Raw genomic sequence first — 23980 nt, 5'->3', positions numbered from 1 at the left:
TATGCACGAGAATCAACAACCACAAACCGAGGCTTTTGAGCTGAGTGAAGCAGAACGTGCCGCCATCGAGCACGAGATGCACCACTACGAAGACCCGCGTGCGGCGTCCATTGAAGCGCTGAAAATCGTACAGAAACAGCGTGGTTGGGTGCCGGATGGGGCGATCTATGAGATCGCGAAAGTGCTGGGTATTCCGGCAAGTGACGTAGAAGGCGTAGCCACGTTCTACAGCCAGATCTTCCGTCAGCCGGTTGGCCGCCATGTGATCCGCTACTGTGACAGCGTTGTCTGCCACATCACCGGTTATCAGGGCATTCAGGCTGCGATTGAGAAGAAGCTCAATATCAAGCCGGGCCAGACCACGTTCGATGGACGCTTTACCCTGCTGCCAACCTGCTGCCTGGGTAACTGCGACAAGGGGCCGACCATGATGATTGATGAGGACACTCACAGCCATCTGACGCCGGAAGCGATTCCTGACCTGCTGGAGCAGTACAAATGAAAACTGTAATTCGTACTGCTGAGACGCATCCGCTGACCTGGCGTCTGCGCGATGACAAACAGCCGGTATGGCTCGACGAATACCAGAGCAAAAACGGCTATGCCGGCGCGCGTAAAGCCCTTGGCGGCATGGCGCCGGACGACATTGTTAACGCGGTGAAAGACTCCGGCCTGAAAGGGCGCGGCGGTGCGGGCTTCTCCACCGGTTTGAAGTGGAGCCTGATGCCGAAAGACGAATCCATGAACATCCGTTACCTGCTGTGTAACGCCGATGAAATGGAGCCGGGCACCTATAAAGACCGCCTGCTGATGGAACAGCTGCCGCACCTGCTGGTGGAAGGCATGCTGATCTCCGCGTTTGCGCTGAAAGCGTACCGCGGCTACATCTTCCTGCGCGGTGAGTACATCGAAGCGGCGGAAAACCTGCGTCGCGCGATTGCCGAAGCTACCGAAGCGGGCCTGCTGGGTAAAAACATCCTGGGTACCGGCTTTGACTTCGAACTGTTCGTGCACACCGGCGCAGGGCGTTATATCTGCGGTGAAGAAACCGCGCTGATTAACTCCCTTGAAGGCCGCCGCGCGAACCCGCGTTCCAAGCCACCGTTCCCGGCAAGCTCCGGCGTATGGGGTAAACCGACCTGCGTAAACAACGTTGAAACTCTGTGTAACGTTCCGGCTATCCTCGCCAACGGCGTGGAGTGGTATCAGGGCATCTCCTCAAGCAAAGATGCCGGTACCAAGCTGATGGGCTTCTCTGGTCGCGTTAAAAATCCTGGCGTCTGGGAACTGCCGTTCGGTACCACCGCACGTGAAATTCTTGAAGACTACGCTGGCGGCATGCGTGATGGCCTGAAATTCAAAGCCTGGCAGCCGGGTGGGGCAGGAACAGACTTCCTGACCGAAGCCCACCTTGACCTGCCAATGGAATTCGAAAGCATTGGTAAAGCAGGCAGCCGTTTGGGTACGGCGCTGGCGATGGCCGTCGACCACGAGATCGGCATGGTCTCGCTGGTGCGTAACCTGGAAGAGTTCTTCGCCCGCGAGTCCTGCGGCTGGTGTACACCGTGCCGTGATGGTCTGCCGTGGAGCGTGAAGATCCTGCGCGCAATCGAACGTGGCGAAGGCCAGCCTGGGGATATCGAGACGCTTGAGCAACTGTGTCGATTCTTAGGCCCGGGTAAAACCTTCTGTGCCCACGCACCGGGTGCCGTCGAACCTCTGCAGAGCGCGATCAAATATTTCCGCGACGAGTTCGAAGCAGGCATCAAGCAGCCGTTCAGCAATACCCATGCGATTAATGGGATTCAGCCGAACCTGCTTAAAGCGCGCTGGTAACGACAAGAATTTTGATTAACGCTCGGTTTCGACCGAGCCAACTGGAAGCATGCTAATGGCTACGATTCATGTAGACGGCAAAGAATACGAAGTCAACGGTGCGGACAACCTGCTGGAAGCTTGTCTGTCTCTTGGCCTCGATATTCCGTACTTTTGCTGGCATCCGGCGCTGGGCAGCGTCGGTGCTTGCCGCCAGTGTGCGGTGAAGCAATATCAAAACGCGGAAGACACGCGTGGTCGCCTGGTGATGTCCTGTATGACGCCAGCCACCGAAGGCACCTTTATTTCGATTGATGACGAAGAAGCGAAACAGTTCCGCGAAAGCGTTGTGGAATGGTTGATGACCAACCACCCGCACGACTGTCCGGTCTGTGAAGAGGGCGGTAACTGCCACCTTCAGGATATGACCGTGATGACCGGCCACAGCTTCCGTCGCTATCGCTTTACCAAGCGTACCCACCGTAACCAGGACCTGGGGCCGTTCATCTCTCACGAAATGAACCGCTGCATCGCCTGCTACCGCTGCGTGCGTTACTACAAAGACTATGCAGACGGTCAGGATCTGGGCGTATATGGCGCGCACGATAACGTCTACTTCGGTCGTCCGGAAGACGGCGTGCTGGAAAGCGAGTTCTCCGGTAACCTGGTAGAAATCTGCCCGACCGGCGTATTCACGGATAAAACCCACTCCGAGCGTTACAACCGTAAATGGGACATGCAGTTTGCGCCAAGCATCTGCCAGCAGTGTTCCCTCGGCTGTAACACCAGCCCGGGTGAGCGTTACGGCGAGCTGCGTCGTATCGAAAACCGTTACAACGGCACCGTTAACCACTACTTCCTGTGCGACCGCGGTCGTTTCGGCTATGGCTATGTGAACCTGAAAGATCGTCCGCGTCAGCCGGTTCAGCGCCGTGGCGACGACTTCATTACCCTGAACGCTGAACAGGCGATGCAGGGCGCGGCAGATATTCTGCGCCAGTCGAAGAAAGTGATCGGTATTGGCTCCCCGCGCGCCAGCATCGAAAGCAACTTCGCGCTGCGCGAGCTGGTTGGCGCGGAAAACTTCTATACCGGTATCGCTCAGGGCGAGCAGGAACGTCTGCAGCTGGTACTGAAAGTGCTGCGTGAAGGCGGTATTCATACCCCTGCGCTGCGCGAAATCGAATCTTATGATGCGGTCCTGGTGCTGGGTGAAGACCTGACGCAGACGGGCGCACGTGCGGCTCTGGCGGTTCGTCAGGCGGTGAAGGGTAAAGCACGTGAAATGGCAGCGGCGCAGAAAGTGGCTGACTGGCAGATTGCGGCGATCCTGAACATCGGCCAGCGCGCGAAGCATCCTCTGTTTGTGACCAACGTCGACAACACCCGTCTGGACGACATCGCGGCGTGGACCTACTGCGCACCGGTTGAAGATCAGGCTCGCCTCGGCTTTGCCATTGCCCACGCGCTGGACAACAGCTCGCCGGCCGTTGAGCTGGATCGTGACCTGCAGAACAAGGTCGACGTAATTGTTCAGGCCCTGGCAGGTGCGAAAAAACCTCTGATTATTTCTGGTACCAACGCCGGCAGCGCGGAGATCATTCATGCAGCAGCCAACGTTGCCAAAGCCCTGAAAGGCCGCGGTGCGGACGTCGGTGTGACCATGATTGCCCGTGCGGTGAACAGCATTGGTCTGGGTATGATCGGCGGCGGCTCGCTGGAAGCTGCGTTAAGCGAACTGGAATCCGGTGCCGCTGACGCCGTTGTGGTGCTGGAAAACGACCTGCATCGCCACGCCTCTGCCGCTCGCGTTGACGCCGCGCTCTCCAAAGCGCCGCTGGTGATGGTCATTGACCATCAGCGCACCGCGATCATGGACAAAGCGCACCTGGTGCTCTCTGCGGCAAGCTTCGCAGAAAGCGACGGTACCGTTATCAACAACGAAGGCCGCGCACAGCGTTTCTTCCAGGTTTACGACCCGGCGTACTACGACAGCAACACCGTGATGCTGGAAAGCTGGCGCTGGCTGCACTCCCTGCACAGCACCGTGCAGAGCCGTGAAGTGGACTGGACGCAACTCGACCACGTTATCGACGCGGTTGTCGAAAAACTGCCTCAGCTGGCAGGCATTAAAGATGCCGCACCTGAAGCAAGCTTCCGCATTCGCGGCCAGAAACTGGCGCGCGAACCGCACCGCTACAGCGGTCGTACCGCGATGCGCGCCAATATCAGCGTGCACGAACCGCGCCAGCCGCAGGATAAAGACACCATGTTCGCCTTCTCCATGGAAGGGAACAACCAGCCGTCTGCGCCGCGTTCGCAAATCCCATTCGCATGGGCGCCAGGCTGGAACTCCCCGCAGGCATGGAACAAGTTCCAGGCTGAAGTGGGTGGCTCCCTGCGTCACGGCGATCCGGGCGTACGTCTGATCGAAGCCTCCGAAACCGGTCTGGACTTCTTCACCACCGTACCGGCGAGCTTCCAGGCGCAGGATGGCAGCTGGCGTATCGCGCCGTACTACCATCTGTTCGGTAGCGACGAGCTGTCCCAGCGTTCACCGGTCTTCCAGACCCGCATGCCGCAGCCTTACATCAAGCTCAACCCGGCAGATGCCGCGAAGCTTGGCGTTAACGCTGGCGCAAACATTGCCTTTAGCTATGACGGCCAGACAATCAGCCTGCCGCTGATTATCTCCGAAGGTCTGACAGCAGGGCAGGTGGGTCTGCCGATGGGTATGCCTGGCATTGCGCCGGTTCTGGCGGGTGCGCGTCTTGATAATCTGCAGGAGGCAAAAGCATGAGTTGGTTAACGCCGGATCTTATCGACATCCTGCTGAGCATTCTGAAAGCGATTGTTATTCTGCTGGTGGTGGTCACCTGCGGCGCGTTCATGAGCTTTGGTGAACGTCGTCTGCTCGGTCTGTTCCAGAACCGTTACGGACCGAACCGCGTGGGCTGGGGTGGTTCACTTCAGCTGGTCGCGGACATGATCAAGATGTTCTTTAAAGAGGACTGGATCCCGCGCTTCTCGGACCGCGTGATCTTTACTCTGGCACCAATGATCGCCTTCACCTCGCTGCTGCTGGCGTTTGCTATCGTTCCGGTCAGCCCGACCTGGGTGGTTGCTGACCTGAACATCGGCATTCTGTTCTTCCTGATGATGGCAGGCCTCGCGGTTTACGCGGTGCTGTTCGCCGGCTGGTCCAGTAACAACAAATACTCGCTGCTGGGTGCGATGCGTGCTTCCGCGCAGACGCTGAGCTACGAAGTGTTCCTGGGGCTCTCCCTGATGGGCGTGGTGGCGCAGGCCGGTTCATTCAACATGACCGACATCGTCAATAACCAGGCCGACATCTGGAACGTTATTCCGCAGTTCTTTGGGTTTATTACCTTTGCAATCGCGGGCGTGGCCGTGTGTCACCGTCACCCGTTTGACCAGCCAGAAGCCGAACAGGAACTGGCCGACGGTTACCACATCGAATATTCCGGTATGAAATTCGGTCTGTTCTTTGTGGGCGAGTACATCGGTATCGTCACCATTTCCGCGTTGATGGTAACGCTGTTCTTCGGTGGCTGGCATGGCCCGTTCTTACCGCCGTTCATCTGGTTCGCGCTGAAAACCGCGTTCTTCATGATGATGTTCATTTTGATTCGCGCAGCGTTACCGCGTCCGCGTTATGACCAGGTAATGTCCTTCGGCTGGAAAGTGTGCCTGCCGCTGACGCTCGTCAACTTGTTGGTAACGGCGGCTGTCATTCTCTGGCAGCAGCCATAAGGGGCTATAGACCATGACCTTAAAAGAATTACTGGTAGGCTTCGGTACCCAGGTACGCAGTATCTGGATGATCGGCCTGCACGCGTTTGCCAAACGCGAAACCCGGATGTACCCGGAAGAGCCGGTATATCTGCCGCCGCGCTACCGTGGCCGTATCGTGCTGACGCGCGACCCGGACGGTTCCGAGCGCTGCGTTGCCTGTAACCTGTGTGCGGTAGCGTGTCCGGTAGGCTGTATCTCTCTGCAGAAAGCAGAGACGGTAGACGGCCGCTGGTACCCTGAGTTCTTCCGCATCAACTTCTCACGCTGCATCTTCTGCGGTCTGTGTGAAGAAGCGTGCCCAACCACGGCGATTCAGCTGACTCCAGACTTCGAGCTGGGTGAGTACAAGCGTCAGGACCTGGTGTACGAGAAAGAGGATCTGCTGATTTCCGGTCCGGGCAAATACCCGGAATATAACTTCTACCGGATGGCGGGTATGGCAATCGACGGCAAAGATAAGGGCGAAGCAGAGAACGAAGCTAAGCCTATCGACGTCAAGAGCCTGTTACCGTAAGGAGAGGGCAATGGAATTCGCTTTTTATATCTGTGGCCTTATCGCCATCCTGGCTACGCTACGAGTGATTACGCACACCAATCCGGTGCATGCGCTGCTGTACTTAATCATCTCGCTGCTGGCCATTTCCGGGGTGTTCTTCGCACTGGGCGCGCACTTCGCCGGTGCGCTGGAAATCATCGTCTACGCCGGGGCCATCATGGTGCTGTTCGTGTTCGTGGTGATGATGCTGAACCTGGGCGGCTCTGAAATTGAGCAGGAACGTCAGTGGTTAAAACCGCAGGTGTGGATTGGCCCGGCAATTTTGTCGGCCATCATGCTGGTGGTGATTGTTTACGCCATTCTGGGCGTAAACGATCAGGGCATCGACGGAACGCCGATTGGCGCGAAAGAGGTCGGTATTACGCTCTTTGGCCCATACGTTCTGGCGGTTGAACTGGCCTCAATGCTGCTGCTGGCAGGTCTGGTTGTTGCTTTCCACGTTGGCCGCGAAGAGCGTGTTGGCGAGGTGCTGAGCAACCGCACTGACGACCGCGCGAAAAGAAAAATGGAGGAGCGCGCATGATCCCCTTAACACATGGACTGATCCTCGCTGCGATTTTATTCGTCCTGGGTCTGACCGGTCTGGTTATCCGCCGCAATCTGCTGTTTATGCTGATCGGGCTGGAAATCATGATTAACGCCTCCGCGCTGGCCTTCGTGGTCGCCGGAAGCTACTGGGGCCAGACCGATGGTCAGGTGATGTACATTCTCGCCATCAGCCTCGCGGCTGCCGAAGCGAGTATTGGCCTGGCGCTGTTGCTGCAGCTCCATCGTCGCCGCCAGAACCTGAACATCGATTCAGTAAGTGAGTTGCGTGGATGAACATGCTTGCCTTAACCATTATTTTTCCGCTGATTGGCTTCGTGCTGCTGGCGTTTTCTCGCGGCCGCTGGTCTGAGAATCTGTCTGCGACCGTGGGCATTGGCTCCATCGGTCTGGCTGCGCTGGTGACGGCGTATGCGGGTATCGACTTCTTTAACAACGGACGCCAGCCTTTCAGCGTGCCGCTGTGGACGTGGATGTCGGTCGGTGATTTCAACATCGGCTTCAATCTGGTGCTGGACGGCCTCTCGCTGACCATGCTCTCCGTGGTTACCGGCGTTGGCTTCCTGATCCACATGTTCGCCTCCTGGTATATGCGCGGTGAAGAGGGTTACTCCCGCTTCTTCGCCTACACCAACCTGTTTATCGCCAGCATGGTGGTTCTGGTCCTGGCCGATAACCTGCTGCTGATGTATCTGGGCTGGGAAGGCGTGGGTCTGTGTTCTTACCTGCTGATCGGTTTCTACTATACCGATCCGAAGAATGGCGCAGCGGCCATGAAAGCGTTCGTCGTGACCCGCGTGGGTGACGTCTTCCTCGCTTTCGCGCTGTTCATTCTTTACAACGAACTGGGCACGCTGAACTTCCGCGAAATGGTGGAACTGGCGCCGGCGCACTTCGCCGCAGGCAACAACATGCTGTGGTGGGCTACGCTGATGCTGCTGGGTGGTGCCGTGGGTAAATCCGCGCAGCTGCCGTTGCAGACCTGGCTGGCCGACGCGATGGCGGGTCCAACCCCTGTCTCCGCGCTGATCCACGCCGCAACCATGGTAACCGCCGGTGTCTACCTGATTGCTCGTACCCATGGCCTGTTCCTGATGACTCCGGAAATTCTGCATCTGGTGGGTATCGTTGGTGCGGTCACGCTGGTGCTGGCAGGCTTTGCCGCGCTGGTGCAGACCGACATCAAACGCGTCCTCGCGTACTCCACCATGAGCCAGATTGGTTACATGTTCCTGGCGCTGGGCGTTCAGGCGTGGGACGCAGCCATTTTCCACCTGATGACGCACGCGTTCTTTAAAGCGCTGCTGTTCCTCTCATCCGGTTCCGTGATTCTGGCCTGCCATCACGAGCAGAACATCTTCAAGATGGGCGGACTGCGTAAATCCATCCCGCTGGTTTATATCTGCTTCCTGGTAGGCGGCGCGGCGCTGGCGGCACTGCCGCTGATCACCGCGGGCTTCTTCAGTAAGGACGAAATCCTTGCGGGTGCCATGGCGAATGGTCATATCAATCTGATGGTTGCGGGTCTGGTCGGTGCGTTCATGACCTCCCTGTATACCTTCCGTATGATTTTCATCGTATTCCACGGTAAAGAACAAATTCACGCTCACGCAGGGAAGGGGATCACCCACCACCTGCCGCTGATTGTGCTGCTGGTACTGTCCACCTTCGTTGGCGCGATGATTGTGCCGCCGCTGCAGGGCGTACTGCCAGACACCACCGAGCTTGAGCACGGTCGCGTTCTGACGCTTGAAATCACCTCGGGCATGGTCGCTATCGCGGGCATCCTGATCGCTGCATGGCTGTGGCTGGGCAAACGTACGCTGGTGACTGCTGTTGCCAACAGCGCGCCAGGCCGTCTGCTGGGCACCTGGTGGTACAACGCGTGGGGCTTCGACTGGCTGTACGACATGATCTTCGTTAAGCCGTTCCTGGGTATTGCGTGGCTGCTGAAGCGCGACCCGCTGAACAGCCTGATGAATATCCCGGCGATCCTTTCCCGCTTTGCAGGTAAAGGCCTGCTGTACAGCGAGAACGGTTACCTGCGCTGGTATGTGGCGTCCATGAGCATCGGTGCGGTTGTCGTGCTGGCGCTGCTGATGGTGTTGCGTTGATCGTTAAGTGAATTTTATTCGAATTCGTTGAAAATCAGGCCCCTGCTGGGGGCCTTAAAAAGGAATGTAAATCGCCATGTTACTACCCTGGCTAATATTAATTCCCTTCATCGGCGGCTTCCTGTGCTGGCAGACTGAACGCTTTGGCGTGAAGATGCCGCGCTGGATCGCGCTGATCACCATGGGATTGACGCTCGCGCTTGGCCTGCAACTGTGGTTGCAGGGCGGTTACTCACTGACCCAGTCTGCGGGCATTCCGCAGTGGCAGTCTGAGTTCATCCTGCCGTGGATCCCGCGTTTCGGCATTACGATCCACCTGGCGATTGACGGTCTGTCGCTGCTGATGGTGGTGCTGACCGGTCTGCTCGGCGTTCTGGCGGTACTTTGCTCCTGGCGAGAAATCGAAAAATACCAGGGCTTCTTCCACCTGAACCTGATGTGGATCCTGGGCGGCGTGATCGGCGTGTTCCTTGCCATCGACATGTTCCTGTTCTTCTTCTTCTGGGAGATGATGCTGGTGCCGATGTACTTCCTGATCGCGCTGTGGGGCCACAAGGCGTCCGACGGTAAAACGCGTATCACGGCGGCAACCAAGTTCTTCATCTATACCCAGGCGAGTGGTCTGGTGATGTTGATTGCCATTCTGGCGCTGGTGTTTGTTCACCACAACGCGACCGGTACCTGGACCTTCAACTACGAAGATCTGCTGAAAACGCCAATGTCCCACGGCGTTGAATACCTGCTGATGCTGGGCTTCTTCATCGCGTTCGCGGTGAAAATGCCGGTCGTTCCGCTGCACGGCTGGCTGCCAGACGCGCACTCTCAGGCACCAACGGCGGGTTCCGTTGACCTGGCGGGCATCTTGCTGAAAACGGCGGCCTACGGTCTGCTGCGTTTCGCACTTCCGCTGTTCCCGAATGCCTCCGCAGAATTCGCACCGATTGCCATGTGGCTGGGTGTGATCGGTATCTTCTACGGTGCCTGGATGGCCTTCACGCAGTACGACATCAAGCGTCTGATTGCCTACACCTCCGTTTCCCACATGGGCTTCGTGCTGATTGCTATCTACACCGGCAGCCAGCTGGCGTACCAGGGCGCGGTGATCCAGATGATTGCGCACGGTCTGTCCGCAGCCGGCCTCTTCATCCTGTGCGGTCAGCTGTATGAACGTCTGCATACCCGCGACATGCGCATGATGGGCGGTCTGTGGAGCAAAATTAAGTGGCTGCCAGCGCTGTCTATGTTCTTCGCTGTTGCCACTCTGGGGATGCCAGGTACCGGTAACTTCGTCGGCGAATTTATGATTCTGTTCGGCAGCTTCAAAGTGGTACCGGTGATTACCGTGATCTCTACCTTTGGTCTGGTGTTCGCTTCCGTGTACTCGCTGGCGATGCTGCACCGCGCTTACTTCGGTAAAGCGAAGAGCGAAATTGCTGCACAAGAACTGCCGGGGATGTCGCTGCGTGAGCTGTTCATCATCCTGCTGCTGGTCGTACTGCTGGTGCTGCTGGGCTTCTTCCCGCAGCCGATTCTGGATACCTCGCATAGCGCGATGGGTAACATCCAGCAGTGGTTTGTTAATTCTGCTTCTACTACAAGGCCGTAATTCGCCATGACAATAACTCCACAACAACTGATCGCGCTGCTACCGCTGCTGATCGTCGGATTGACGGTGGTGGTTGTGATGCTCTCCATTGCGTGGCGACGCAATCACTTCCTGAATGCCACGCTGTCGGTCATCGGCCTGAACGCCGCGTTAGTCTCTCTCTGGTTTGTTGGCCAGGGTGGGGCGATGGACGTCACCCCGCTGATGCGCGTTGACGGTTACGCCATGCTGTATACCGGTCTGGTGCTGCTGGCGAGCCTGGCAACCTGTACCTTTGCGTACCCGTGGCTCGAAGGCTACAACGACAACAAAGAAGAGTTTTACCTGCTGGTTCTGATTGCCGCGCTGGGCGGCATTCTGCTGGCGAATGCGAACCACCTGGCCGCGCTGTTCCTCGGTATTGAGCTGATCTCTCTGCCGCTGTTCGGCCTGATTGGTTACGCCTTCCGTCAGAAGCGCTCCCTGGAAGCAAGCATCAAGTACACCATTCTGTCTGCTGCTGCGTCCTCGTTCCTGCTGTTTGGTATTGCGCTGCTGTACGCACAGTCCGGTAACCTCTCTTTCATGGCGCTCGGCAAGAGCCTCGGTGACGGCATGCTGCATGAGCCGCTGCTGCTGGCTGGTCTGGGCATGATGATTGTTGGCCTCGGCTTCAAACTCTCTCTGGTGCCGTTCCACCTGTGGACGCCAGACGTATACCAGGGCGCTCCGGCTCCGGTGTCGACCTTCCTGGCGACGGCGAGCAAAATCGCTATCTTCGGTGTGGTCATGCGTCTGTTCCTGTACGCGCCGGTTGGTGACAGCGAAGCGGTTCGCGTGGTGCTGGGCATTATCGCGTTCGTCTCCATCATCTTCGGTAACCTGATGGCGCTGAGCCAGACCAACATCAAGCGTCTGCTGGGCTACTCGTCTATCTCTCATCTGGGCTACCTGATGGTGGCGCTGATTGCGCTGCAGAGCGGTGAGATGTCGATGGAAGCCGTGGGCGTGTATCTGGCCGGCTACCTGTTCAGCAGCCTCGGCGCCTTCGGCGTGGTGAGCCTGATGTCCAGCCCGTACCGTGGCCCGGATGCCGATTCACTGTTCTCCTACCGTGGTCTGTTCTGGCACCGTCCGATCCTGTCTGCGGTAATGACCGTGATGATGCTCTCTCTGGCAGGTATCCCGATGACGCTTGGCTTCATCGGTAAGTTCTACGTGCTGGCCGTCGGTGTGCAGGCGCACCTTTGGTGGCTGACTGCGGGCGTGGTTATCGGCTCCGCGATTGGTCTCTACTACTACCTGCGCGTGGCCGTGAGCCTGTACCTGAGCGCGCCTCAGCAGCTCAACCGTGATGCCCCAACCAACTGGCAGTACAGCGCCGGTGGTATCGTCGTGCTTATCTCCGCGCTGCTGGTGCTGATCTTCGGTATCTATCCGCAGCCGCTGATTGATATCGTGCAGCGAGCGATGCCGCTGATGTAAAAACAAAAAACCCGCCTCGGCGGGTTTTTTTTATGGTTTTCTCCCTCTCCCCGTGGGAGAGGGCTGGGGTGAGGGCACCAGCCCGCACCATGCTTAAGCCAGCTGCTTGCGGCTAATTAACGGCCCGTCAATCTTCTTCATCGAGCGGTCCAGCACTTCCTCAATCACCGACGATAGCTCGTTCAGCTCAAACTTCGCGACGTACCCGTCCGCCTTCACCTTGCGAATATGGTCTTCGTTGGCGTTGCCGGAAAGGGAAGAGTGGATCACTACCGGAATGTCCTTCAATATCGGGTCGGTTTTGATTTTGCGCGTCAGCGTAAAACCGTCCATCTCCGGCATTTCGAGGTCGGTCAGCACCAGAGCGATCTTATCGGTGATGGGAACCCCTTCAGCCTGGGCCTGTGCCGCCAGCACGCCGATTTTTTCCCACGCGTCTTTGCCGGTGATATGCAGCTGCGCGGGGATCTCCATCGCCTGCAGACCTTTCTCCAGCATCGAGCGCGCCACCTTGGAATCTTCCGCAACGATGGCGACAGCGCCCGGCTTGATATGGAATTTGGTGGTCTTCAGATTCGTGGCGTGCAGATCGTGATTGGCCGGGGTGATGTCATACAGGATCTGCTCAACGTCCAGCACCATCGCCAGATCGTTGGTATCGGTCTTCTCGTCAAGACACGCGATGCTGGTGATGTAGCGACCGCTGACGGCGGTTTCCGCCGCATGCACCTGCTTCCAGTCCAGACGCATGATGTTCTCAACCGATTCCACGGCAAACGCCTGCACGCTGCGCGCGTATTCGGTGATCAGCAGGATGTTCAGTCCGGTGGTAGGCTTACAGCCCGCCACGGCGGCCAGGTCAATCACCGGGATCACCTGATCGCGAATATTCACCATTCCCATCAGCGGTGACTTCATCCCAGCGGGTTTCGTGAACTCCGGCATCGGCACAATTTCACGCAGCTTAAAGACGTTAATGCCAAACAGCTCGGATTTATTTTCGTTCAGAGAGGTGCCAAGACGGAACAGCAACAGTTCAAAACGGTTCGACAGGGTCAGATTCGCCCTGTCATCAATATCTTTCTGGAAATTATCCATTCTACCCTCGAGAGAAATGCTGACCTTTTAATCGTTATCGGCATCCTGAGGGAAAAATGAAGGACTAAACGCTAACCTGAGCGAAATCTTCGGCCAGCTCACATTCCGGGAACAGCGCGCGGCACTCTGCCAGCAGGCTTGCGCATCCCCGCGCGTCGTAGCGCGAGCTGACATGGGTGACGATGAGCCGCCCTACGCCCGCGTCACGGGCAAGCTGCGCCGCCTGACGCGTGGAGCTATGGCCCCGGCTGTTGGCTTTCTCTTCCATCGCCGTTTCAAGCGTCGCTTCATGCACCATCACGTCCACGCCCTGAGCCAGCGTGAGCGCCGCCGGGCAAGGGGCAGTATCGCCAAAAATCGCCAGTTTTTTGCCGGGCTGCGGTGCGGAGAGATAATTTTGGCCGTTGATAACGCGTCCGTCCTCCAGCGTGACGGTCTCTCCGCGCTTCAGACGCTGGAACAGCGGCCCGGGTTTTACGCCGTCGGCCATCAGCGCGGCGGCATCCAGCGCGCCGGGTTTATCATGCGCATCAATACGGTAGCCATAGCACTCCACAGGATGATTGAGCGGTTGAGCGGTAACCCGGTAATCCCCGTCATCAAAAACCAGGCCTTCGGCAATCTCAACGACCTCCAGCGGATAATCTGTCCATGACCCGCTCAGGCGTAGCGTAGTTTCAACAAATTCACGAATACCCGCTGGCCCGTAAATCGTTAGCGGGTTGGCGTTACCGGCCATCGAGCGGCTGCACAGCAGGCCGGGAAGGCCAAACAGATGGTCGCCATGCAGATGGGTGATAAAAATTTTATCCAGCTTGCCGGGGTGGTAAGCGGTGTGTAACAGCTGATGCTGCGTCCCTTCACCGCAGTCAAACAGCCACAGCCCGCCGCGGGTGGGATGCTTAAGATCCAGCAGGATCGCCGTCACGTTCCGTGAGCGGGTTGGCACGCCAGCGGACGTACCCAGAAAAATCAGTTCCATAACGCAATCAGCCCTTTGCCGAACGGGGAGGGGTTTAGTATAACGTGATGAACCCCAGGAAGGAGACTGACATGATCCAGTGGCAAGATTTACATCATAGCGACCTCACCGTTCATTCACTTTACGCCCTGCTGAAGCTGCGCTGTGAGGTGTTTGTTGTGGAACAGACCTGCCCATATCAGGACATCGACGGCGATGACCTTGTCGGTGAGAACCGCCATATCCTCGGCTGGCGGGATAAAGAGCTGGTGGCGTATGCGAGGATTCTGAAAAGCGAAGACGATTTTGAGCCTGTCGTCATTGGCCGCGTCATCATCAGCGGCAAGACGCGCGGTGAAAAACTGGGCTATCAGCTGATGGAAAAAACGCTGGAGGCGTGCCATAAACAGTGGCCTGACAAGGCGTTATACCTCGGCGCGCAGGCGCACCTGCAGTCGTTCTATGCCCACTTTGGCTTCACGCCGGTAACGGAAGTGTATGACGAAGATGGCATTCCGCATATCGGTATGGCGCGAGAAGTGAAACAGGCGTAATGGCATCTCGTTGGCTATAGTTAGCGGACTGGTGTACTAACATGGAGAAAAATATGTCATTTCAATCCTGGGATACCCGTATCGACGACGACCTGGCCTTACTGAGCGAAACGCTGGAAGAGGTGTTACGTTCCTCGGGCGACCCTGCCGATCAGAAATATATTGAGCTAAAAGCCCGTGCCGAGCAGGCGCTGCATGAAGTGAAAAACCGCGTCAGCCATGCGTCTGATACTTATTATTACCGTGCCAAAAAAGCGGTGTATCGTGCCGATGATTATGTGCATGAAAAACCGTGGCAGGGCATTGGGGTGGGTGCCGCCGTGGGGCTGGTACTGGGGCTGCTGTTAGCCCGTCGTTAACAGCGTTTTAAACGCTTAACCACTCCCTATACGTGGGTACTGCTATTTATGGTCAGTACCCCGTATAATACGAGGTTTTAACAGGGAGAGGTTCGCGTGAATTCGATTTTCCTCGCGCTGGAGCAACTGCGTACCCAGCTTTCGCAAGCGTTACCCGCAGCACCCGGCATACGTCATTTCGACGTCTCTTTCCCGTTAAACGACGCCTTCGATCCCCTCGCCTGGCTGGGCGAGCAGAAGTGTTATCCGCAGTTTTACTGGCAGCAGCGTAACGGCGATGAAGAGCTGGCCGCGCTGGGGGCGGTCACCCAATTTTCCTCTCTGGCATTAGCCTCGCAGTTTTTGCGCGCACAAAACGCGGCAAGTGATACCCGCATCTGCGGCCTGAACGCCTTTAATCCGGAGCAGGGCAGCCTCTTTTTACCGCGACTGCTCTGGCGACGCACCGCCGGCAACGCCACGCTGCGCCTGCAGCTCTGGAGCGACCGCTCGCTTGTGGAGGATGCCCGCGCCGCGCTGGATTTTTTACAGCAGCTCCGTCCTGCGAGATCTATCCGTCCGCTCTCCGTGCAGGTTGAGCACGAAACCCATCAGCCGCAGCAGGCCGAATGGCTGAAGCTTATCCGCAGGGCGACGGAGACCATCGCGCGCGGTGTGTTTGAAAAGGTTGTGCTCGCCAGGGCAACCGATCTGCAGTTCACGCAGCGCGTTAACCCTGTCGCGCTGATGGCCGCCAGCCGCGCCCTGAATTTACACTGCTACCATTTCTGCATGGTATTCGACGCCAGCAACGCGTTTCTCGGCTCTACGCCCGAGCGTCTCTGGCGACGGCGCGGCAAGCTGCTGCGCACGGAAGCGCTCGCTGGCACCGTCGCCAGCCATACCGAAGATAGCCAGGCGCAGCGTCTCGGCGAGTGGCTGCTGAATGATGATAAAAACCAGCGCGAAAATATGCTGGTCGTGGAAGATATCTGCCAGCGTCTTCAGCGCTCTACGCAGACGCTTGAGGTACTGCCCCCCCAGGTGGTACGCCTGCGTAAGGTGCAGCATTTGCGCCGCTGTATCTGGACCGAGCTCAAACAGGCCGATGACGAGCAGTGTCTGCTCATGTTACAGCCGACCGCGGCCGTTGCTGGATTACCCCGACAGCCCGCGCGCGAGTTTATCCAGAAGGTTGAACCCTTTAACCGCGAGTGGTACGCCGGTTCGGCCGGGTATTTATCCCCCGAACAGAGTGAGTTCTGCGTGGCGCTGCGCTCCGCGCGCGTTCAGGAGGACTCCCTGCGGCTCTATGCCGGCGCCGGTATTGTCAGCGGATCTGACCCGGAGCAGGAGTGGCAGGAGATTGAAAATAAAGCAGCCGGATTGCGCTCTCTGCTCCTAAGGGATTAATACAGATTCGCGCAATCCCGATTCATATCAAAATTCCAATTTTTTCTATTATTTATACTGTGTCGCATTCTTGATACCGGACAATCTCATGTCAGTAAGTTCTTTTAACCGACGCTGGGCGGCGGTGATCCTTGAAGCCCTGACGCGCCATGGCGTCAGGCACGTGTGTATTGCACCGGGTTCTCGCTCAACGCCGCTGACGCTGGCGGCCGCAGAAAACCGGGCGTTCATTCACCACACCCACTTTGATGAACGCGGCCTCGGGCATCTTGCGCTGGGTCTGGCGAAAGTCAGCAAAGAACCTGTGGCGGTGATCGTCACCTCCGGTACCGCCGTGGCGAACCTCTATCCGGCCCTGATTGAAGCCGGGTTAACGGGTGAAAGACTGATCTTACTGACGGCCGATCGTCCCCCTGAGCTTATCGACTGCGGTGCCAATCAGGCCATTCGCCAGCCTGGGCTCTTTTCTTCGCATCCTTCGCAGACGATTTCGTTACCGCGTCCCACCCAGGATATTCCGGCAAGCTGGCTGGTCTCCACCGTCGATCACGCCATGGAGACGTTGCGCAGCGGGGCGTTGCATATCAACTGCCCGTTTGCCGAGCCGCTGTACGGCGAGATGGACGACACGGGTCTTGACTGGCAGCAGTCTCTCGGCGACTGGTGGCAGAGTGAAAAACCGTGGCTGCGCGAGCAGACGCATCTTGAGAGCGCGAAGCAGCGCGACTGGTTCTTCTGGCGGCAGAAGCGCGGCGTAGTGATTGCCGGGCGCATGAGCGCTGCCGAAGGCAGGCTGGTCGCTGAATGGGCGCAAACCCTTGGCTGGCCGCTGATAGGCGACGTGCTTTCCCAGACCGGGCAGCCGCTGCCGTGCGCCGACCTCTGGCTGGGTAATGCCAAAGCGGTCACCGAGCTTGCGCAGGCGCAGATTGTGGTTCAGCTTGGATCGAGTTTGACCGGCAAACGCTTACTGCAGTGGCAGGCCACCTGCACGCCGGAAGAGTACTGGCTGGTGGATTCGCTGGAAGGACGGCTTGACCCGGCGCACCACCGCGGCCGTCGTCTGGTCAGCAGTATCGACGCCTGGCTGACGCTTCATCCGGCTGAAAAACGCAAGCCCTGGGCTGTGGCCATCCCGGACCTTTCGCGTCAGGCGTGGGAGCTGACCAAAGCGCACTGTGAAGCGTTTAGCGAGGCCGGGCTGGCGCACCGCATTCGCCAGTGCCTGCCTGAACAGGGGCAGCTGTTTGTCGGCAACAGCCTTGTCGTGCGGCTGATTGACGCGTTTTCGAAGCTGCCCGCGGGCTACCCGGTGTACAGCAATCGCGGTGCCAGCGGCATCGACGGGCTGATCTCCACGGCGGCGGGCGTGCAGCGCGCCAGCGCGAAATCGACGCTGGCGATCGTGGGCGATCTCTCCGCGCTCTACGATCTCAACGCGCTGGCGCTGCTGCGTCAGGCGTCAGCCCCGTTTGTGCTGATTGTGGTCAACAACAACGGCGGGCAGATTTTCTCCCTGTTGCCAACACCCCAGAGCGAGCGCGAGCGCTTCTATCTGATGCCGCAGAACGTGCAGTTCGAACACGCCGCGGCGATGTTTAGCCTGAAATACCATCGCCCGGAAAGCTGGGAACAGCTGGACGCGGCGTTAAGCAGCGCCTGGAAGCAGCCGGGCGCAACGCTGATTGAGCTGGTGGTGAACGAGGCTGACGGTGCGCAGGCCCTGCATAGCCTGCTGGCGCAGGTGAGCCACCTGTGATCCTCTCTGGCGTGCAGCAGGCTGGCAAACCAGGCTATCCCTTGCTGGTCTTTTTGCACGGTTTTTCAGGCGACCGCCGCGAGTGGCAGAGGGTCGGTGAAGGGCTCAGCGATTATCCCCGGCTGTATCTGGATTTGCCGGGTCACGGTGGATCCCGAAATCTGGGCGTGACGGGGTTTGACGAGATGAGCGCGTTGCTCACCCGAACCCTTCTTAGTTACAACATACTTAAATTCTGGCTCATCGGGTACTCCCTCGGCGGCCGCATTGCGATGTTCCATGCCTCCCAGCAGCCGAAGGGGCTGCTCGGGATGATTGTTGAAGGTGGACATCCGGGCCTGCAGGATGCCGATGCGCGAAATGCGCGGCTGGCGTCTGACCGCCGCTGGGCAACGCGTTTTCGCACCGAACCGCTGGAGAAAGTGTTCGCTGACTGGTACCAACAGCCCGTGTTCGCCTCCCTTACGGACGCCCAGCGCGAGGCGCTGATTACCCTGCGCAGCCAGAACAACGGCGAGACGCTGGCTATGATGCTCGAGGCGACCTCGCTGGCCGTGCAGCCGGATTTGCGTGCCGCGCTTAGCGCACGCGATTTCTCTTTTGACTATCTCTATGGCGAACGGGATGAGAAGTTCGCGGCCCTTGCCGCGGAAATGAACGCCGTTCGCCATGCAATTCCCAATGCCGGACACAACGCCCACCGGGAAAACCCCGATGCGGTTATCGCGAGTCTGGCTCAGATACTGCGTTATCGAATAAAGGACACTCTATGATCTATCCTGATGAAAACATGCTTTACGCCCCGGTTGAATGGCAGGACTGCTCCGAAGGCTACACCGACATTCGTTACCACAAATCCGCCGACGGCATTGCCAAAATCACCATCAACCGTCCGCAGGTGCGTAACGCCTTCCGTCCGCTGACCGTGAAAGAGATGATTCAGGCCCTGGCGGATGCGCGCTACGACGACAACATCGGCGTGATTGTCCTGACCGGCGAAGGCGATAAAGCGTTCTGCTCCGGCGGCGATCAGAAAGTGCGCGGCGACTACGGCGGATACCAGGACGATGCGGGTACCCACCACCTGAACGTCCTCGATTTCCAGCGTCAGATCCGCACCTGTCCAAAACCGGTGGTGGCGATGGTGGCTGGCTACTCCATCGGCGGCGGTCACGTGCTGCACATGATGTGTGATCTGACCATTGCCGCCGAGAACGCCATCTTCGGCCAGACCGGTCCGAAAGTAGGCTCCTTCGACGGCGGCTGGGGCGCCTCGTATATGGCTCGCATCGTCGGGCAGAAAAAAGCCCGCGAAATCTGGTTCCTGTGCCGTCAGTACAATGCCCAGGAAGCGCTGGATATGGGCCTGGTGAATACCGTGGTGCCGATTGCCGATCTCGAAAAAGAGACCGTTCGCTGGTGTCGCGAAATGCTGCAAAACAGCCCGATGGCGCTGCGCTGCCTGAAGGCCGCTCTCAACGCCGACTGCGACGGTCAGGCGGGTCTGCAGGAGCTGGCGGGCAACGCCACCATGCTGTTCTACATGACCGAAGAGGGTCAGGAAGGGCGCAACGCGTTTAACGAAAAACGCCAGCCGGACTTCAGCAAATACAAACGGAATCCGTAATGCGTCGCGCGCAGGTTTACCGCTGGCAGATACCGATGGACGCGGGCGTGGTGCTGCGTGAACGGCGGTTGAAAACCCGTGACGGCTTATTCGTGCATCTGCAGCAGGACGAGCGGGAAGGCTGGGGCGAGATTTCGCCTCTGCCGGGCTTTAGCCTGGAGTCGCTGGATGACGCGCAGTCAGCATTGCTGGCGTGGGCGGACGCGTGGCGTGAGGGCGCGGCTCCGGCGTTGCCGGACGTGCCTTCCGCGGCTTTTGGCATCAGCTGCGCGCTGGCGGAGCTGGACGGCAGCCTGCCTGAAGAGGCTAACTATCGCGCGGCACCGCTCTGCACGGGCGATCCTGACGAGCTGTTCGCGCTGCTCTCCGCCATGCCGGGCGAGAAAGTGGCGAAGATTAAAGTCGGTCTCTACGAAGCGGTGCGCGACGGTATGGTCGCCAACCTGCTGCTGGAGGCGATCCCCGATCTGCATCTGCGTCTGGACGCTAACCGCGCCTGGACGCCGCTCAAGGCGCAGCAGTTTGCAAAGTACGTCAACCCGGCGTACCGCCGCCGCATTGCCTTTCTCGAAGAACCCTGCAAAACCCGCGACGATTCGCGCGCGTTTGCCCGCGAAACGGGGATAGCCATCGCCTGGGATGAAAGCCTGCGAGAGGACGATTTTGAATTTATCGCCGAGCCCGGCGTCAGCGCGGTGGTGATTAAACCGACGCTGACCGGCAGCCTGGCGAAGGTGCGCGAGCAGGTCGCGGCAGCGCACGCCTCGGGGCTGACGGCGGTCATCAGCTCGTCGATTGAGTCCAGCCTTGGGCTGACCCAGCTGGCGCGCATTGCCGCCTGGTTAACGCCGGATACGATCCCCGGCCTCGACACGCTGAACCTGATGCAGGCCCAGCTTATCCGCACGTGGCCGGACAGCGCGCTGCCGTGCCTCGACGTCACGGCGCTGGAGCCGTTGTTATGAGTTTTACCGACTGGCCGTGGCGGCACTGGCGCGCGCAGTTTGCTGATAAACCGGCCCTGAGGCTGAACGACGAGGTGCTCAGCTGGCAACAGCTGTGCGCCCGCGTCGACCGCCTTGCGGCAGAGTTTCACCTGCAGGGCGTGGAGGAGGGCAACGGCGTGCTGCTGCTGGCCCATAATCACCCGCAAACCCTGCTGGCGTGGCTCGCGCTGCTCCAGTGCGGGGCGCGTATTCTTCCCGTTAATCCGCAGCTGCCTCGCCCGCTGCTGGACGTGTTGCTTCCGCAGATGACGCTGCGCTTTGCGCTGGTGCTGGACGGTACCTTTGACGGTCTTCCTGGTCTGAGCATGCGCGAGCGCGCGGGTGAATATCGCGTTGCGTGGCAGCCGGCGCGGCTGGCGTCCATGACGCTGACCTCCGGCTCCACCGGGCTGCCAAAAGCGGCGGTGCATACCTGCGCCGCCCATCTCGCCAGCGCGCGCGGCGTGCTGGCGCTGATGCCCTACGGTGAAGACGACGACTGGCTGCTTTCGCTGCCGCTGTTTCACGTTTCCGGGCAGGGGATTTTATGGCGCTGGCTGCAGGCCGGGGCGCGGTTAACCGTGCGCGAGAAACAGCCGCTGGCGCAGGCGCTGCTCGGCTGTACGCACGCCTCGCTGGTGCCGACCCAGCTCTGGCGCCTGCTTAATACCCACCAGCCTGTCGCACTGAAAGCGGTGCTGCTGGGCGGGGCCGCCATCCCTGTTGAATTGACGCAGCAGGCGCGCGAGCAGGGGATTCGCACCTTCTGCGGCTACGGCCTGACCGAGTTTGCCTCTACCGTCTGCGCGAAAGCGGCGGACGGCGAGCCGGACGTAGGCTATGCGCTGCCGGGCAGAGAGGTGCAGGTGGTTGACGGTGAAGTCTGGATCCGGGCAGAGAGTATGGCCTCAGGCTACTGGCGGGACGGCGAATTGGTTCCGCTGATCAACGCGCAGGGATGGTTCGCCACCCGCGATCGCGGTGAATGGCATGACGGTCGCCTGACGATCCTGGGCCGCATGGACAACCTCTTCTTTAGCGGCGGAGAAGGGATCCAGCCGGAGAGCCTTGAGCGCGTTATCGCCGGCCATCCGCAGATTAACCAGGTGTTTATCGTCCCGCTGGACGACGCCGAGTTTGGACAGCGTCCGGTGGCGGTGGTGGAGTGCGAGCCGGGAACGGATATCAGCTGTTTACCTGACTGGGTCAGGGATAAGGTGGCGCGTTTTGAGCAACCCGTCCGCTGGCTGCTGTTGCCGACCGAACTCAAAAATGGCGGCATTAAAGTCTCGCGCCGCGCGTTGCAGCAATGGGTGAACGCCTCGCTGAAGGGATAATAGCCGTTTCAAATAATTACAATCTACTGACCTGCCGCACGCAGAGTGCTTGATCCCCGGGAGACTCCGGTTAAAATCTCGCGGTTTTGGGACTTCTTTATAATAATTGTGTGGGATCACGACAATGAAAAAAGTGGCATTAGTGGGCTTCGGCCTGATGGTTGTATCTGCGGCGGCTAACGCCATCAGCATTAACGGCTCGGCGGGTCAGGATTATACCCACCTGGGCTTTGGCATGGGTACCGAGACATCCGGTCTGGCGATGACCGGCGGCTGGACGCACAACGATGACGACGGCGACGCGGCGAGCCTCGGCCTGGGTCTGAACGTTCCTCTTGGCCCGTTCCTGGCCACCGTCGGCGGTAAAGGTATCTATACCAACCCAAATGACGGTGACGAAGGGTACGCGGCGGCAGTGGGCGGCGGCCTGCAGTGGAAAATTGGCGACAGCTTCGGCCTGTTTGGTGAGTACTACTATTCGCCGGATTCCCTCTCAAGCGGTATCGAAAGCTATGAAGAGGCCAACGCCGGCGCGCGCTGGACCATCATGCGTCCGATTACCATCGAAGCGGGCTATCGCTATCTGAACCTGGCCGGTAAAGACGGCAACCGCGACAACGCGCTGGCCGATGGCCCGTACGTGGGCGTCAGCGCAGGCTTCTAATCACTCCGGCGCGGCGTTCTGTCGCGCCAGTTTCTCTCTTCTCCACCCCGCGTTTGCGCTATAGTGTTTTGACCAAATAAGCGGGAGAACATAATGATTAACGTGGAGATGTTATCCACCGGCGACGAAGTGCTGCATGGACAAATTATCGATACCAATGCTGCCTGGCTTGCCGATCTTTTCTTTGAGCAAGGATTACCGTTAACGCGCCGCAATACCGTGGGCGACAATCTTGAGTCGCTGGTCGCTATTCTGCGCGAGCGCAGCGAACAGTGCGACGTGCTGATTGTGAACGGCGGACTCGGCCCCACTAGCGACGATCTCAGCGCGCTGGCCGCCGCAACCGCAAAAGGCGAAGGGCTGGTGCTGCACGAGGCGTGGCTTTCGCAGATGGAGCGCTTTTTCTCCGAACGTGGCCGCGTCATGGCCCCCAGCAACCGCAAACAGGCTGAAATTCCCGCCAGCGCCGAGCTGGTCGATAACCCGGTGGGTACCGCGTGCGGGTTTGCCATGCAGCTGAACCGCTGCCTGATGTTCTTCACGCCGGGCGTGCCCTCAGAATTTAAAGTGATGGTCGAGCAGCAGATCCTGCCGCGCCTTCGCGATCGTTTTACCCTGCCTGAACCGCCGCTGTGCCTGCGTCTGACCACCTTTGGCCGCTCGGAAAGCGATCTGGCCCAGAGCCTTGACCCTCTCCCGCTGCCGCCGGGCGTCTCCATGGGCTACCGCTCCTCCATGCCGATCATTGAACTCAAGCTGACAGGCCCGGCCGAGCAGAAAGAGGCGATGCTGGCCCTGTGGCCCGAGGTGCAGCGCGTAGCGGGCGAAAGCCTGATCTTTGAAGGGACGGAAGGACTGCCCACGCAGATTGCGACGCATCTGCAGTCGCGTCAGCTGAGCGTGACCTTAAGCGAGCAGTTCACCGGTGGCCTGCTGGCGCTGCAGCTGTCGCGCGTCAACGCGCCGCTGCTGGCCAGCGAAGTGGTGCCGTTTCAGCAGGAGACGCTGGCGCAGACCGCCCGCTGGGCTTCCGAGAGAAGGGTGAAGCATTTTGCCGGTCTGGCGCTGTTTGTCGGGGGGCTGGACGAGGAATACCTTAACTTCGCGCTGGCGACGCCGGAAGGCACCTGGGCCCTGCGGGTAAAAATGAGCATCACCCGCCACAGCCTGGCGGTGCGCCAGGAGGTTTGCGCCATGATGGCGCTGAACATGCTGCGCCGCTGGCTGAATGGCAAAGAGGTTGCCAGCGAGCACGGCTGGATTAACGTTGTCGAGTCGCTGTTCATCGAGTAAAACCTGTGCCGGGGCCTTTCGCCCCGGCACTGT

The 23980-nt window shown here is 59.0% G+C and carries 22 protein-coding genes; 20 read left to right on the top strand and 2 right to left on the bottom strand.

Annotated elements, in window-relative coordinates; all coding sequences use genetic code 11:
- Nucleotide 1: 1 nt before the first annotated feature.
- The 10 genes from nuoE to nuoN all read left to right on the top strand — a co-directional run bounded on the left by nuoE (nt 2) and on the right by nuoN (nt 11917).
- Entirely contained in the window at nt 2–502 is a 501-nt protein-coding gene (gene nuoE / locus DFO52_RS05725; protein ID WP_006176513.1) for an NADH-quinone oxidoreductase subunit NuoE, read from the top strand.
- Nucleotides 499–1836, top strand: a complete 1338-nt coding sequence (nuoF, locus tag DFO52_RS05720; RefSeq protein ID WP_023312536.1) for an NADH-quinone oxidoreductase subunit NuoF — start codon at nt 499–501, stop codon at nt 1834–1836. Before nuoE ends, nuoF begins: the two co-directional genes overlap by 4 nt.
- A gap of 55 nt (nt 1837–1891) precedes the next feature.
- Entirely contained in the window at nt 1892–4615 is a 2724-nt protein-coding gene (gene nuoG / locus DFO52_RS05715) for an NADH-quinone oxidoreductase subunit NuoG (protein ID WP_133549680.1), read from the top strand.
- On the top strand, nt 4612–5589 hold the full coding sequence (gene nuoH / locus DFO52_RS05710) for an NADH-quinone oxidoreductase subunit NuoH (RefSeq protein WP_008500211.1): 978 nt from the start codon (nt 4612–4614) through the stop codon (nt 5587–5589). Before nuoG ends, nuoH begins: the two co-directional genes overlap by 4 nt.
- Nucleotides 5590–5602: 13 nt before the next feature.
- Nucleotides 5603–6145: an NADH-quinone oxidoreductase subunit NuoI gene (gene nuoI, locus DFO52_RS05705; RefSeq protein WP_003861491.1), complete on the top strand. Its 543-nt coding sequence runs from the start codon at nt 5603–5605 to the stop codon at nt 6143–6145.
- 10 nt (nt 6146–6155) lie between these two features.
- Nucleotides 6156–6710, top strand: coding sequence for an NADH-quinone oxidoreductase subunit J (gene nuoJ / locus DFO52_RS05700; protein WP_029741935.1), 555 nt, complete (start codon nt 6156–6158; stop codon nt 6708–6710).
- On the top strand, nt 6707–7009 hold the full coding sequence (gene nuoK, locus DFO52_RS05695) for an NADH-quinone oxidoreductase subunit NuoK (protein WP_003861496.1): 303 nt from the start codon (nt 6707–6709) through the stop codon (nt 7007–7009). The genes nuoJ and nuoK overlap by 4 nt, the downstream gene beginning before the upstream one ends.
- The gene (gene nuoL, locus DFO52_RS05690; RefSeq protein WP_133549678.1) at nt 7006–8847 is read left to right on the top strand and encodes an NADH-quinone oxidoreductase subunit L; all 1842 of its coding nucleotides are present in this window, start codon (nt 7006–7008) and stop codon (nt 8845–8847) included. The genes nuoK and nuoL overlap by 4 nt, the downstream gene beginning before the upstream one ends.
- A gap of 76 nt (nt 8848–8923) precedes the next feature.
- Nucleotides 8924–10453 (top strand): NADH-quinone oxidoreductase subunit M, encoded by a 1530-nt coding sequence (gene nuoM, locus DFO52_RS05685; RefSeq protein ID WP_023312532.1) that lies wholly within the window; start codon nt 8924–8926, stop codon nt 10451–10453.
- 6 nt (nt 10454–10459) lie between these two features.
- On the top strand, nt 10460–11917 hold the full coding sequence (gene nuoN, locus DFO52_RS05680) for an NADH-quinone oxidoreductase subunit NuoN (protein WP_029740937.1): 1458 nt from the start codon (nt 10460–10462) through the stop codon (nt 11915–11917).
- 93 nt (nt 11918–12010) lie between these two features.
- On the opposite strand, the gene DFO52_RS05675 is transcribed toward nuoN, so the two are convergent.
- A complete protein-coding gene (locus DFO52_RS05675) occupies nt 12011–13015 on the bottom strand; it encodes a chemotaxis protein (RefSeq protein ID WP_033146077.1) in 1005 nt (334 codons plus the stop codon).
- A 64-nt stretch (nt 13016–13079) separates the two neighbouring features.
- A complete protein-coding gene (gene rbn / locus DFO52_RS05670) occupies nt 13080–13997 on the bottom strand; it encodes a ribonuclease BN (RefSeq protein ID WP_133549676.1) in 918 nt (305 codons plus the stop codon).
- 71 nt (nt 13998–14068) lie between these two features.
- On the opposite strand from rbn, the gene DFO52_RS05665 reads away from it, so the two are divergent.
- The 10 genes from DFO52_RS05665 to DFO52_RS05620 all read left to right on the top strand — a co-directional run bounded on the left by DFO52_RS05665 (nt 14069) and on the right by DFO52_RS05620 (nt 23947).
- Nucleotides 14069–14530 carry a GNAT family N-acetyltransferase gene (locus DFO52_RS05665; RefSeq protein ID WP_133549674.1) on the top strand — a complete coding sequence of 154 codons (462 nt, stop codon included), beginning with the start codon at nt 14069–14071 and terminating at the stop codon, nt 14528–14530.
- A gap of 53 nt (nt 14531–14583) precedes the next feature.
- On the top strand, nt 14584–14889 hold the full coding sequence (gene elaB / locus DFO52_RS05660; RefSeq protein ID WP_008500219.1) for a stress response protein ElaB: 306 nt from the start codon (nt 14584–14586) through the stop codon (nt 14887–14889).
- Between the two features lie 96 nt (nt 14890–14985).
- On the top strand, nt 14986–16281 hold the full coding sequence (menF, locus tag DFO52_RS05655; protein ID WP_133549672.1) for an isochorismate synthase MenF: 1296 nt from the start codon (nt 14986–14988) through the stop codon (nt 16279–16281).
- Between the two features lie 88 nt (nt 16282–16369).
- The gene (gene menD, locus DFO52_RS05650) at nt 16370–18040 is read left to right on the top strand and encodes a 2-succinyl-5-enolpyruvyl-6-hydroxy-3-cyclohexene-1-carboxylic-acid synthase (protein WP_133549670.1); all 1671 of its coding nucleotides are present in this window, start codon (nt 16370–16372) and stop codon (nt 18038–18040) included.
- On the top strand, nt 18037–18813 hold the full coding sequence (gene menH, locus DFO52_RS05645; RefSeq protein ID WP_133549668.1) for a 2-succinyl-6-hydroxy-2,4-cyclohexadiene-1-carboxylate synthase: 777 nt from the start codon (nt 18037–18039) through the stop codon (nt 18811–18813). Before menD ends, menH begins: the two co-directional genes overlap by 4 nt.
- Entirely contained in the window at nt 18810–19667 is an 858-nt protein-coding gene (menB, locus tag DFO52_RS05640; RefSeq protein ID WP_029740930.1) for a 1,4-dihydroxy-2-naphthoyl-CoA synthase, read from the top strand. Before menH ends, menB begins: the two co-directional genes overlap by 4 nt.
- Nucleotides 19667–20632, top strand: a complete 966-nt coding sequence (menC, locus tag DFO52_RS05635; RefSeq protein ID WP_133549666.1) for an o-succinylbenzoate synthase — start codon at nt 19667–19669, stop codon at nt 20630–20632. The genes menB and menC overlap by 1 nt, the downstream gene beginning before the upstream one ends.
- On the top strand, nt 20629–21990 hold the full coding sequence (gene menE, locus DFO52_RS05630; RefSeq protein WP_133549664.1) for an o-succinylbenzoate--CoA ligase: 1362 nt from the start codon (nt 20629–20631) through the stop codon (nt 21988–21990). The genes menC and menE overlap by 4 nt, the downstream gene beginning before the upstream one ends.
- A 124-nt stretch (nt 21991–22114) precedes the next feature.
- The gene (locus DFO52_RS05625; RefSeq protein ID WP_029740927.1) at nt 22115–22654 is read left to right on the top strand and encodes a YfaZ family outer membrane protein; all 540 of its coding nucleotides are present in this window, start codon (nt 22115–22117) and stop codon (nt 22652–22654) included.
- Nucleotides 22655–22747: 93 nt separating this feature from the next.
- On the top strand, nt 22748–23947 hold the full coding sequence (locus tag DFO52_RS05620; RefSeq protein ID WP_133549662.1) for a nicotinamide mononucleotide deamidase-related protein YfaY: 1200 nt from the start codon (nt 22748–22750) through the stop codon (nt 23945–23947).
- Nucleotides 23948–23980: the final 33 nt, after the last annotated feature.

Origin of the sequence: Enterobacter sp. AG326 (assembly GCF_004362415.1) — a bacterium.
In the GTDB taxonomy this organism is placed as follows: Bacteria; Pseudomonadota; Gammaproteobacteria; order Enterobacterales; family Enterobacteriaceae; genus Enterobacter; species Enterobacter asburiae.
The sequence above is the reverse complement of the archived record's forward strand: the minus strand, read 5'-3'. Positions and strand labels throughout refer to the sequence as shown.